At 66.7% G+C, this 12,063-nt stretch carries 12 protein-coding genes; all 12 read left to right on the top strand.

Translation table 11 applies throughout. From position 1 onward, the window contains the following. The first annotated feature begins 23 nt into the window (after positions 1-23). Genes AB0T83_RS11855 through AB0T83_RS11800 form a run of 12 tightly spaced genes read left to right on the top strand, consistent with a single transcriptional unit; the run spans position 24 to position 12,059 of the window. Positions 24-449, top strand: coding sequence for a phage tail protein (locus AB0T83_RS11855; protein WP_366193280.1), 426 nt, complete (start codon positions 24-26; stop codon positions 447-449). A 16-nt stretch (positions 450-465) separates the two neighbouring features. Further along, on the top strand, positions 466-2,715 hold the full coding sequence (locus AB0T83_RS11850) for a phage tail sheath C-terminal domain-containing protein (protein ID WP_366193279.1): 2,250 nt from the start codon (positions 466-468) through the stop codon (positions 2,713-2,715). Positions 2,716-2,719: 4 nt separating this feature from the next. After that, positions 2,720-3,241, top strand: a complete 522-nt coding sequence (locus AB0T83_RS11845) for a phage tail protein (protein ID WP_366193278.1) — start codon at positions 2,720-2,722, stop codon at positions 3,239-3,241. Between the two features lie 12 nt (positions 3,242-3,253). Then, positions 3,254-3,463 carry a hypothetical protein gene (locus tag AB0T83_RS11840; protein WP_366193277.1) on the top strand — a complete coding sequence of 70 codons (210 nt, stop codon included), beginning with the start codon at positions 3,254-3,256 and terminating at the stop codon, positions 3,461-3,463. After that, positions 3,463-4,149, top strand: coding sequence for a CIS tube protein (locus tag AB0T83_RS11835; RefSeq protein WP_366193276.1), 687 nt, complete (start codon positions 3,463-3,465; stop codon positions 4,147-4,149). The genes AB0T83_RS11840 and AB0T83_RS11835 overlap by 1 nt, the downstream gene beginning before the upstream one ends. Before the next feature lie 7 nt (positions 4,150-4,156). Beyond that, on the top strand, positions 4,157-5,326 hold the full coding sequence (locus AB0T83_RS11830; protein ID WP_366193275.1) for a phage late control D family protein: 1,170 nt from the start codon (positions 4,157-4,159) through the stop codon (positions 5,324-5,326). Further along, on the top strand, positions 5,319-5,831 hold the full coding sequence (locus AB0T83_RS11825) for a phage baseplate assembly protein V (RefSeq protein ID WP_366193274.1): 513 nt from the start codon (positions 5,319-5,321) through the stop codon (positions 5,829-5,831). The genes AB0T83_RS11830 and AB0T83_RS11825 overlap by 8 nt, the downstream gene beginning before the upstream one ends. Further along, positions 5,780-6,691 (top strand): hypothetical protein, encoded by a 912-nt coding sequence (locus AB0T83_RS11820; RefSeq protein ID WP_366193273.1) that lies wholly within the window; start codon positions 5,780-5,782, stop codon positions 6,689-6,691. The genes AB0T83_RS11825 and AB0T83_RS11820 overlap by 52 nt, the downstream gene beginning before the upstream one ends. A gap of 2 nt (positions 6,692-6,693) precedes the next feature. Continuing rightward, positions 6,694-7,101 (top strand): DUF4150 domain-containing protein, encoded by a 408-nt coding sequence (locus AB0T83_RS11815; protein ID WP_366193271.1) that lies wholly within the window; start codon positions 6,694-6,696, stop codon positions 7,099-7,101. A 3-nt stretch (positions 7,102-7,104) separates the two neighbouring features. Further along, positions 7,105-7,500: a GPW/gp25 family protein gene (locus AB0T83_RS11810; RefSeq protein WP_366193270.1), complete on the top strand. Its 396-nt coding sequence runs from the start codon at positions 7,105-7,107 to the stop codon at positions 7,498-7,500. A gap of 10 nt (positions 7,501-7,510) precedes the next feature. Next, positions 7,511-9,976 carry a putative baseplate assembly protein gene (locus AB0T83_RS11805; RefSeq protein ID WP_366193269.1) on the top strand — a complete coding sequence of 822 codons (2,466 nt, stop codon included), beginning with the start codon at positions 7,511-7,513 and terminating at the stop codon, positions 9,974-9,976. Continuing rightward, a complete protein-coding gene (locus AB0T83_RS11800) occupies positions 9,960-12,059 on the top strand; it encodes a phage tail protein (RefSeq protein ID WP_366193268.1) in 2,100 nt (699 codons plus the stop codon). Before AB0T83_RS11805 ends, AB0T83_RS11800 begins: the two co-directional genes overlap by 17 nt. The last annotated feature ends 4 nt before the right edge of the window (positions 12,060-12,063 follow it).

Genomic DNA, 12,063 nt, shown 5'->3' with positions numbered 1-12,063 from the left:
TTCCACGGAAGGAGCCCGGTTCAATGCCACGCAACGACCCCTATGCCCAGTACAACTTCCTGCTGGAAATCGACGGCCTTTCGGTCGCTGGTTTCACCGAAGTGGGGGGGCTGAGTTTCGAACAGGATATCATCGAGTATCGCGAGGGCGCGGATACCGCCACGGTGCGCAAGATCCCCGGCCTGCGGAAATACGGCAACATCACGCTGAAGCGTGGCTACACCCAGAACCGCGAACTCTGGGAGTGGCGCAAGACCACGATCGACGGTGTGACCGAACGCAAGGCCGGCGCCATCATCCTGCTGGACGAGGCGCGTCAGCCGCAGCTGCGCTGGGAATTCTCCGAGGGCTGGCTGTCGAAATACGAGGGTCCGGCGCTGAACGCGACGGCCAACGAGGCGGCGATGGAGGCCATCGAGATCGCCGTCGAGGACGTTCGTCTGGTATGAGGAAGGGCACGCGCCAATGACCATGCCACTGACCCCCGGAATCTACATCGAGCCGGTTCAGCCCGTGCGGGCCACCGGGCCGCTGGAGCGCGGTGATGTGCCGGTTTTTCTGGGCTATGCGCGGCGCGGCCCGTTCGGCGTGCCGGTCCGGATCGAAAGCCGGCGGCAGTTCGAGGATCTGTTCGGGGCGCCCTTCGTGCCCGGACACCTTGCGGGCGCGGTCGGGGCCTTCTTCGAAACCGGCGGTACGGTGTGCTATATCGTCCGCGTGACCGGACAAGGGGCGCAGGCTGCCGAGGCGGCGATCGTGCCCGACGATCCAACCGTCCAGGTGCCGGACCGCGTCTGGCGGGCGCGGGCAAGCTTTCCCTGGCCGCGGATCAACCCGCGCGCGTTGCAGGGCAGCGGCAATCCCGGCGCGCAGGCCTGGGCGGCCGCGTTTGACGCCCAAGTGCAGACCTACGGCCGACGCACCCCGGACCCCGGCGCCTGGGGCAACGGGCTTCGCGTGGAGATCTTGCGCCAATCGCTGGTCGCGGCCGAAACCGAGCCGGGGCGGCTTGAGGACGGCATGGCCAGCCAACTTTTCAACCTTGCCGGGCTGGAACCGCACTCGATCCTCGAATTGCACCAGGAGATCGCTGGCCAAGCCATCACCGCGACCGCCGAGATCGCTCGGATCGACGCCGCCCGGCAGATGGTCTGGTGGAAGACGCCGCCCGACGCGCTGGACACTGGTGGCCCCGCGCTTGACCCCACGGCCGCCATCCGGATCGCCTCGGTAGAGTTCCGCGTCGATATCTATGTCGATGGCCGGCTGGTGGAGCGTTTCGAAAATCTCGGGCCCCATCCCGATCACAGCCGTGCTCTGGAGAGCGTGATTGCCGAGGAATGCCGCAACCTCGACCTTGCGCCGGATTTTGATACCGACGCGGCCACTGACTGGACCGATCCCGCCACCTGGCCGGCGCTGACCTCGGTTCAGCTGTCGGGCGGTTGGGATGCGGTTTCGACGGTGACGGCCGAGGATTATCTGCGGGCACTGGGGGCACCGCCACACAGTGGCGCGGCGCAGGCCGTGTCGCAGGCGCGGGTCGACGAGATTGCCCTGGTCGCCGCACCCGACCTTGTTCTGCAACCACCGGCCCCCGAACCGGTCTCGCCACCGCCACCGCCACCCGAGATCGATTGCGGCGTGCTGGAAGCGCCGGCCGCAGGACGACTGACGGGGCTTGTGCTGTCCGCAGGCACCGGCAGCGACGCGCAGCCGCTGCCGGGCGTGCGGGTCGAGGTCGCGGGGCAGGGGCGCGTTGCGACCACAGCCGCTGACGGAACCTTCCTGCTCGACGGCTTGCCGCTGGCCCTTGTCACGCTGCGGTTTGCCAAGGCCGGTTTCGCCGATCTGGAAACCCTTGCGCAGGCGGTGGAGTTCACCACGGGCCCGCCAGTCCAGTTCGCGCTGGAAGCCCTGGTCGATCCCCGGCAATTGACCGAAAGCGAAATCCTCACGGTGCAGGCCGCCATGATGAGCCCTGCGATTGTCGGACCCTATCGCGTGGCCGTGCTCGATCCCCCGTCCGCGGGAATGAAGCTGGACGACCTGCGCAGCTGGCGGGCCAAGCTGGGCGACAGTGCCCGCGGGGCCTTCTTCGGACCGTGGCTTCGGGTTCCGGCAGGCGAGACCGGGGGGACAGCCCTGCAACCGCCATGTGGCCATGTCTGCGGCGCCCTGGCCCTTGGTGAGCACGAGACCGGCATTCATCGCGCCCCGGCAAACCTGCAACTGCGTCAGGTCGAGGGCGTTGCGCTCGACATCAGTGATGCCGAGCAGGCGCTGCTCAACCCCATCGGGCTGAATGCGATCCGCGCCTTCCCGGGCCGGGGCATACGTCTCTGGGGCACCCGCAGTCTCTCGTCGAACCCCGACTGGCGCTATATCACCTCGCGGCGTCTGGTCGACGCGATCGAAAAGACGCTGGAACGCGCGCTGCAATGGGCGGTCTTCGAGCCCAACAACGCGATCACAAGGCAGGCCGTGGTGCTGACCGTCAGAACCTTGCTCGAAGGCCTCTGGCGGCAGGGCGCACTGGCAGGGGCCGCGCCGCGCGAGGCGTTCACCGTGAAATCGGATTTCGAGAACAACCCGCAAGCGGACAGAGATGCCGGGCGGATGATCGTCGAGATCGGCGTCGCCCCATCGATTCCGTTCGAGTTCATCCTGTTCCGGCTGGGCCGGACACTGGATGCCATAGAAGTCAGGGAGTAGCGCCATGGCCGGATTGCCCCGTCTCGACCCGTTGCCGGCCTTCAACTTCTACGTCGTGCTGGTGGATGACAGCTCGCTCGTCTCGACGGCGGTTTCCCTGGTGGCGCCCTTCGTGCTTGGCGGATTTGCGGAGTGCAGCGGTCTGGAAAGCGAAATGGGCCTGGTGGAATACCGCGCCGGCGGGGTGAACGACCGGGTCCACAAGTTCCCCGACCGGTTCACCTTTCCCAACATCGTGCTGAGCCGGGGCGTGGGCTTTTCCGAGGACATCTACCTCTGGCACGAGGAATTTCTGCAGGGCGAGGGAAAGCGGCGCAACGGGATGATCCTGCTGGCCAACGAGATGCGTGTGCCGATCAAGTCCTGGAGCTTCGAGCGCGGTCTGCCGATCAAATGGACCGGGCCTTCGCTCAACGCCGGGTCCTCGGCGCTTTCGATCGAACGGCTGGAGATCGCCCACGAGAAGCTGACGCTGATGATGTCGCCGGGCAAGGCGCTCGACATGGTGCTTGACGCGGTTTTCTGAGGAGATGGACATATGCCAATCGTTCCAATGGATATCCGGGTCAACACGGTGGAAAGCCGGGTTCGGGTAAGTGACGCCGAGGCGCTGCTCGCGCCGGATGTGCTTGACCGCATCGCCGAGGCGGTGATGGAGCGGATCGCAGAGAAACGGCGGATCGAGACCGCGCGCGACCGTGACACCCGTGTCGATCATCCGAAACGACCGGGAATCCGGGGGCTCTGATGGTACAGCTCACTTTCCAGCGCCTGACCCTCGACAAGCAGCCAAATGGCAGCCCGATCATGGTGCCGTACAACCCGACGGAACTGGCCCTGTCAAAATCGGCGCAATATTCGGATGTGGCGATTCCGGGCATCGACCAGCCGATCATCCAGTTCGTCCGCGGAGAGTCCGAAGCCCTGACGCTGGAGTTGTTCTTCGACAGCACCGAGGCCGGGACCGGCGCCGGGGCGGACTCGGTCCAGCCGCAGGTGGACCAGTTCCATCGTCTCGTCACCATCGACGGCAACCTGCACACACCGCCGATCGTCCGGATGACCTGGGGCACCGATTTTCCCGGCGTAGCCCTGGGCGACAATGCGCAACCCTCGGCGGCGATGGACGCGATCGTGCTGAGTTGCGCGCGCCGTTTCACCCTGTTCAACGCCGATGGCATCCCCCTGCGCGCCACGGTCTCGTTGCAATTGCGCGAGTACCTCACGCTGTCCGAGCAGGTCGACCTGATCAACTTCCGCTCCGCCGACCACACCCGCGTCCGCACCGTCCGCGAGGGCGAGACCCTGCCGCTGATCGCCTACGAGGCCTATGACGATCCCGCCAAATGGCGGCTGATCGCCGAAGCCAACGGTCTTTCCGACGTCCGACACCTTCAACCCGGCATGCAGTTGACCCTGCCGCCGACCGTCTGAGCCGCCCATGACAACCACCGCAGACCCCATCTATCAGGACCGCACCTTCTTTGCCCCGGCCTTTCAGATCGCGCTGAAGGGCCAGAATATCGGCCAGGAGGTGATCCGTGATGTGCTCGAAGTGACCTTCACCGACGATCTGGAGAATATCGACAGTTTCGAATTCGCGCTGGGGGACTGGGACGAAGTCGCCCGGCTGCCGAAGTATTCCTCGCCCTGGGACGAGAGCGGAAGCCCGCGCAAGTCCGCCGACGGCCGCTACGACCTTCCGAACTTCCAGCCGGGCGCGGAAGTCGACCTGAAGATGGGATATCTGGGCGCGGGGGATCTGACCCCTGTGATGAAAGGGACGGTGGTCTCGATCTCGACCAGTTTTCCCGCCGGCGGCGCGCCGACCTGTCGTATCCGGGTGCTCAATGACCTGCACAAGTTGCAACGGGTGACCGTCAACGGCACTTACGAGGGCACGCGGCTGGGGATTGCCGAAACGCTGCTGCGCGAATCCGGGGTCACTACCGAGCGCCCGCAGGGGCTTGAGGAGGAGGACGCCAAGACCGAAACGGTCAACGGCACGCTCTACGAAGAGGTGTTCCGCCGCGCGACCGAGGCCGGGCTTTCTATCGCGCTGGAGGAAGGCGATGCCGGGCCGGTGCTGCGGATGACCCAACCGGCGCAGGACAGCGCGGTGGCGCTGCTGGAATGGGGCCGCAGCCTGGCCAGTTTTACCCCGACGCTGTCGACACGCGGGCAGGTGCAGAAAGTTGTCGTCCGCTCAAGCGATATCACCCGCACCGGGGACGGGCGTCGGGTGCTGGCCGAGGCGACCTGGGCCGATCTGGACGTGGCGCCCGAAGTGCTGGGGCCGCAGTCGGACAGCGAGTTGGAAGACGCGCTCGGGGATGCGGTTGTGTATATCGACGCCGACGAAACCGTGCGCACCGAGGCCGATGCCCGGCGGCTGGCCATTGGGCGGCTCAAGGAAATCGCACGCGAGTTGGTGACGGCCTCGGCCGCGACGGTCGGTGCCCCCGAGCTTCGCGCCGGACAGGTGGTCGAAATTGCCGGGATCGGCCCGCGTTTCGGGGGTCTCTACCGGATCACCAAATCCACCCACACGCTCGGTGCCGCAGGCTACACAACCAGCTTCGAGGCCCGGAAGGAGGTGCTGCGTGGGTGATGTCATGCACGGTCTGGTTCTGGGCGAGGTCACGGACGTCGACGATCCCGAAGGGCTCGGGCGTATCCGCGTGGCCTTCATGAATTTCGGCAGCGACGTGGAATCGGTCTGGGCGCCGGTCGCGGCGACGATGGCGGGGGCCGAGGCCGGGGTGCACTTTTTGCCTGAGGTGGGAGACATCGCGGTCGTCGGCTTCCTGATGGGCGGGCTGAACCATCCTGTGGTGCTGGGCTACGTCTGGAACGGCGATCAGGCGCCCCCCTCCACCGAGCCGACCGAACGCCGGATCGTCAGCCGCGAGGGGCATTCGGTGACCTTTTTCGACGGCGGCGGCGACGACGGGATCACGCTTGAGGATGCCCACGGCAACAAGGTGGTGATGAAGAGCGACGGGATCGAGATCGAGACGCCGGGCAACCTTGCGATCAAGGTCAGCGGCAACGGCGACATCGAATGCAGCGGCACACTGACACTGAAGGGAGCGACGATTCAGCTGAATCCGTAATGGACATGGACACACTCTTTCCTACCGACACGGGCTATTCGGCCAGGTTCATCCGCGGTTTGCGGGGGGCGGGCCCGACGGCGACCGAAGACGCCGGGGCGGCCATCGTCAAGCGGTCCTTCACCGTGTCGGCAGGCGCGCTGATCCCGGACGCGGGGGGCGAGGCAATTCTGGAAGGCGACGATGTGGTGATTGTCGACGATCAGGGCAACACCGACCCCACGGACGACCTGATCCGCGTGCGGCGCGAATCCGACCTTGTCGTGCGCAAAAACCACGGGGACGTGATTGTTCTGGGCCACCACGGCGGCGACATCGGCGGACGGGTCGAGATCGACTCCGGTTCCGGCGCGCAAACCTGGCTGACCCGCACGGCAGGGGCCAACAATGCCGGCGATCCGGACACGCAGGTCAATCTCTTTGGCTGGCATCCCCGCGATGCCGCGACGCGGCTGGACGAGGCCCGCCCCGCCTTTCCGGACTTCGATCCCGCCAGCGAGAGCGGCAATCTGGATCATTTCTGGAATGCCCACCGGCGCACGGGCGGGGGCTTCTCGGCGTTCAGTCGGACCTACACCAGTACCGGCACGGTCGCGATCTTTCATCAGGCAGTCGATGGCAGCAAAACCTTCGGGTTCAGCTACAGCTTTCCGACGCTCACCGCGCGTTATTTCGCCTTTTGCGGCTGCGGACCCGACCGCGAGGCCTTCTGGGGCCCGGTGGATCTGGGCGCGATGACCCTAGACACGCTGGTGATCCGCCCCGATGCAGCGACGGTTTCGGCGGTCTGGCGCATCTCCTGGCCGTGGGAGCAGGTGCCGCCTGACAGCTACCGTCGTCTCGAAGTGAGGGAGGACTGACAATGGCCCAGCCCATCGCAACCGCCAGCGGCATTGCCTTTGCCTTTCCCGATGTCTGCAATACGCCCACGCCGGGCGGTCCGGTGCCGATCCCCTATCCCAATATTGCCCAGCTTGCCGACGCCAGCCCGGTGGCCGGCACCGCGGGCAATCCGGTCACCGCGGGCGGCACCGCAGTGCTTTTGGCCAACAGCGTGGTGCAAACCTCCAGCGGTGACGAGGCCGGCACCGCCGGTGGCGGCATTTCCAGCGGCACCATCAAGGGCGCCTGCGAGATGACCACGTTCTCCTCCACGGTCTTTGCAAATGGCCAAGGGGTCGTGCGCTTCGGCGACACCACCAGCCAGAACACGCGCAACGCAGTTGGCACCGTGTTGAGCGCCTTTCCGACCGTCCTGGTGGGGGGCTGAGCGATGGCAGAGTTCCTGGGCCAGGGCTGGAAGTTCCCGATCCGCGTCAACGGTCGCGGCGGGCTGGGCTATGTCTCGGGCGAACGCGCGGTTGCCGAGGCGATCTGGATCATCCTGTCGACGCCGCGCAAGTCCCGCATCATGGAGCCCGCCTTCGGCTGTGGCATCCACGACTACGTCTTTGCCCCCAACAACGCGAACACCCGCGCGATCATCGAGACCGAGGTCCGCGCGGCACTGACCACCTGGGAGCCGCGCATTGACGTGCTCTCGGTTGCGGCGACCGCGCATCTCGATGCCCCCAATACCCTTTTGATCGAAGTGGACTACCGGCTCCGCGCCAACAATGCCGCCGGAAATCTGGTCTACCCGTTCTTCATCAACGAAGGCCTTGCCTGAGGAGCGCCCCATGCCGCTGAACGCCCCGAACCTTGACAGCCGCACCTTCGATGACCTGGTGAAGGAAGCCCGCGAGCGGATCCCCCGCTATACGCCCGAATGGACCAATCTGAACGACAGCGATCCGGGCATGACGCTGGTCAAGCTGAACGCCTGGCTGACCGAGACCATCCTGTTCGAGTTGAACCGGGTTCCGGATCTGACCTACACCAAGTTCCTGGATCTGCTGCAGATCACCCGACGGCCCGCCCATGCGGCCCGCAGCGAACTCGCCGTGACGCTGAAGAAGCTGAGCACGCCGGAAGATGCGCTGAGCGTGCTGGTGCCGAAGGGCGCGAAGGTCGAGGTGGACGACCCGGACCTGACCGAAGAGGTGTTGTTCGAGACGGATTATTCGCTGCGGGCGATCAACGCCGCCATCGGCGCCTGCATGGTCAGCCGGGCCGGGGCTCACCCGCTGGATCTGGTGACCGAATACGACAGCAAGACAGCCGCGACGGACTGGCGTCCCGGTTTCCTGCCGTTCGGCGAGGCGCCGGTTGCGAACGCCACCATGCTGCTTGGGCTGGTCTTGCGCCCGCATATCAAGGGGTCGCTGAACGACTATGCGCAGGATGTCTTCCCGTCGGGCCAGATCGACATCTTTGTCGATGCCTCCCAGCCCTTCGACACGGTGGAAGGCACCGACACCAACGGCACTCCGACCGAAGAGGTGATCGACACATCGCTGTCGCGGCAGTGCCTGTTCCCCTGGGAGGTGTCCGAGGCCGTGCGGCAGGTGGAGTGGCAGGTCTACACCGGGTCGTCGCCCGACACCGAGATCACCGGCAATGGCAGTTCCAGCACCGGCTGGGTCACGCTGTCGGTGGCCGGGGACGAAACGGCGGGGCTGACCCGGTCCGGCCATGTGCGGCTGGAGATCCCGGAACGGATCGGCCGGGCCAGCATGGATCAGCTTGACCGCGATGCGATCTGGGAAAACCTCGGTCTGGCGCAAGTGCGCCCGCCGGTGACCGAAGACGAGCTGCTTGCGGATCTGGACCAGGATCTCGAAGGCCTGCTTGATGCGCTCGACGAGGATGCCTGGCAGAACATGGGGCTCACCGACACCCAGGATCTCAACCGTGTGCTCAGCTGCGACCCCACGGCGGCGACCCAGAATTGCAAGACCGGCGCGGATGTTGCCGACCAGATCCGGGACAACAATCTCGATGTGGACCCCTCGGCGCTGACCCCTCAGGAGTGGCGCAAGCTCGCGGCGGACGCCTATGCCCTGCCGCCGGTGCCGGTCTTCGCCGAGACGACGCGGCGGTTGCACTGGTTGCGCGCGGTGCTCAGGGATCCCTCGGACTACACGCCGGCGCCGCTTGCGGAAATCCGTCTCAATACCATCCCCGCGACAGGTGCCTCGACGCGGCTCGATGAACGGCTCGGGGCCTCGGACGGTCGGCCGGGGCAAACCTTGACCCTGGCCCGGGTGCCGGTCTATTTCGATCCCGAAAGCGGCGCGCCCGACGCCGAGATCACGGTTGGCGGCGAAAGCTGGACCCGGGTGGACGATTTCTTCCGCTCGCAGCCCGGCGATCCGCATTACACGCTGGATCCCACCACCGGCGTGGTGACATTCGGCGACGGCAAGCGCGGGCGCATCCCCGTGGCCGGGGCAGAAATCCGGGTTGTGCGCTACCGCACGGGCGGCGGTGCCATCGGCAACGTCGGCCCCGGCACGATCACCAAGCTGCGCGGGGCGATCCGCGATGTGGACACGGTGACCAATCCCCGGGCCGCCGCAGGCGGTTCGGATGCGGAAAGCGATGACGACGTGCGCCTTCGGGCACCGCACACGCTGCGCGTCCGGGACCGCGCGGTCAGCGCCGAGGATTTTGCCTTTCTTGCAAGGCAGACCCCCGGTGTGGCCGTTCACAAGGCCTATGCCGTGGCCGGTCACGACTATGACCGCGACCGCACCCCGAAGCTCGACGCGCAGCCGGGGGCGGTTACGGTCATCGTCCTGCCCGCCAATGACGAAGACACACCGCTGGCCTCTGAGGCCGAGTTGCGGGCCGTCTGCCGGTATCTCGAGCCGCGGCGGCTGATCACCACCGAACTGCATGTGGCTTCGCCGGATTACGCGGATCTGTCGTCCCTGAAAGCCCGGATCACCATCGGGCAGGATGCCGACATCAAGACGGTTTCCGACGCGGCCATCGCCGCGGTCCTGACGTTTCTGCATCCGCTGAGGGGCGGCGCGGCGGGCGACGGCTGGCCCTTTGGCGAGCCGATTTACCATGCCGATCTCTACGACCTGCTGCTGGGCGTGGACGGCGTGCGGCGTGTTTCCAACTTGTCCATCGCCCGTGCCGACGGAGGCGACACCGACCCGGTGGCCGATGTGCTTGGACTGCCGAAGGGCATGCTGCCGCATCTGCCGCGCGAAGCAATCGAATTCCAGGTGACCTATGACAGTTTCGGCTAGACCCACCTCCCATCCCTGGGCCCGGCTCGACCCTCTGTCAGGCTGGCGCATCGAAGGGACGCCCGACGGGCTTGTCATCACCGGGACCGGCCTGCGCCTCGGCGTTCCCGGGCAGAGAGCCGTTGCCGATACCGAACCCTTTGGCACCTTCGGCGGCCGAACCCTACCGACCGGCCTTGCAATTGCGCCCGATGGCCGCCTGTTCCTGGCCGATCCGGGCGGCAGCCGGGTGTTGACCTGGCTTGCGCCCCCGCGTCCCGACACGCCGGTGGCGGGACAAATCGCCTATCCGCCGCAACGCCCAAATGCGGCCCCCGCGATCTGGCCCTTCGCCGCACTTTGGCCCGCACGGCCCGTCCCGGATCCGGAGGTCTGCGGGGTCGAACCGGGCGGTCGTTCGGCAGACCCCTATGCGCTGGTGGAACCGGTGGACCTGGCCATTGCGCCGAACGGGGATCTGGCGATTGCCGACGCGGGCGGCGCGACCGGTGTCGGGCGGGTGCTGGTGATCGTGCTGCCGTCGGGCGCGGTACGGCAATGCCTTGATCTTCCGGGCGTCGCCCCGGCGGCGATCGGGTTCGACGCCCACAGCAATGCCTACGTCGCCGACCGTGACGGCAACAGGATCCTGCGCTTCGATGCCCACTGGCAGCTCGATCGCGACTATGCCGGCGGGGCCGGAGTCCTGGACCGACCGACGCATCTGCATGTCATCGCCGATCCAGGGCCGCACCGCTGCGGCGGCGGCGGGTCGGGATGTGCCTGCGCCGATAACGGCACATGTGATTGTCTGAGCGATGGCACGGTGCTGGTGATCGACCGCAGCGGCGTGACCATTCTGGACCCGAAGGGCAGGGTGGTCGACGCCGAACTGCCGGACGCGCTGTCCCCGCCAGCGCTCTCTACGGATGCCGACGGCGGGCTGATCCACGACGTGCCGCCGCGCGACCCGCTGCGCCTTGTCGGTCTGGCCGTGACCCGGTCCGGCACGCTGGAGGGCACTGGGCTGCCGCTTCTGGCGCGGCCGAAACGGTTGGTGTTGCCGCGAAACGGGTCATTGGTCACGCAGGCCATCGAGGGCGACCGCGACGGGTTTGCCTGGCACCGGGTGGCACTGGAGGCCGAGATCCCCGACCGCACCCGGCTGGTGGTCCGCAGCTATACCTCGGACGCGGCGCTGGAGCCGTCGCGGATCGCCGCCCTTGCCGAGGCGGACTGGTCGGGCGCGCTGGTGATCGACGCCAAAACCGCAGTGCCCGAGGTGCTGATCCAGAGCCCCGTGGGCCGCCGTCTGTGGCTGCGCGTCGATTTCCTTGGCGACGGGGCCGCGACGCCGCTTCTCAAGGGCGTGGACATATTCGGCCCGCGCAGCTCGTCGTTGCAGCTTTTGCCGCCGCCATTCCGCCAGGATCCGGAAAGCGCGCATTTCCTCGACCGGCTGCTCAGCTATTCCGACACGATCTTTTCCGAGATTACCACGCTGAACGCGGCATTTGCCGCCCACCTCGACCCCCACGCGGTGCCGGCAGGGGACTTCCTGGACTGGCTTGGCCGGTGGTTCGACTGGCGTTTCCTGGCCGAATGGCCGGACCAGACCCGCCGCGAAATGATCGAAACCTCGGTCACTTTCTTCCGCGAGCGTGGCACCGTCGCCGGGCTGAGGCGGTTGCTGCAGTGGCACAGCGGACTGGCCGATCCGATGCCGGTGATCATCGAACACCACCACCTGCGCGACTGGGACATGGCGGGGGGCGCGACCCGGCCCAACATTGGCGGTCTGCCGATTCCACAGGGCGAAGGCCGCTACGCGCATCACTTCACCGTTGTCCTGCCGGCATCCGCGGTGCCCGACAGCACGGCGCGGGCCAAGATCCTAGATCTGATCGAGGCCCAGAAACCCGCCCATACCGTCGCCGACATTCGCCTTGTCGGTCCGGGTCTCCGGATTGGCGCGCAGTCCATGGTCGGCGTGGACACCATCCTTGGGGACTGGCCGTCCAAGCCGCTTGGTGCTGGCGCCCTCGGCCAGACCCTGCACACCGCCCACGGTGGCCCCGCCCTGGGGACGACAACATTGAATTGAACAA

Source organism: Meridianimarinicoccus marinus, assembly GCF_040689105.1.
Taxonomy (GTDB): Bacteria; Pseudomonadota; Alphaproteobacteria; order Rhodobacterales; family Rhodobacteraceae; genus Meridianimarinicoccus; species Meridianimarinicoccus marinus.
Note: the sequence above shows the minus strand (reverse complement) of the source record. Positions and strands in the feature narration are given on the sequence as shown.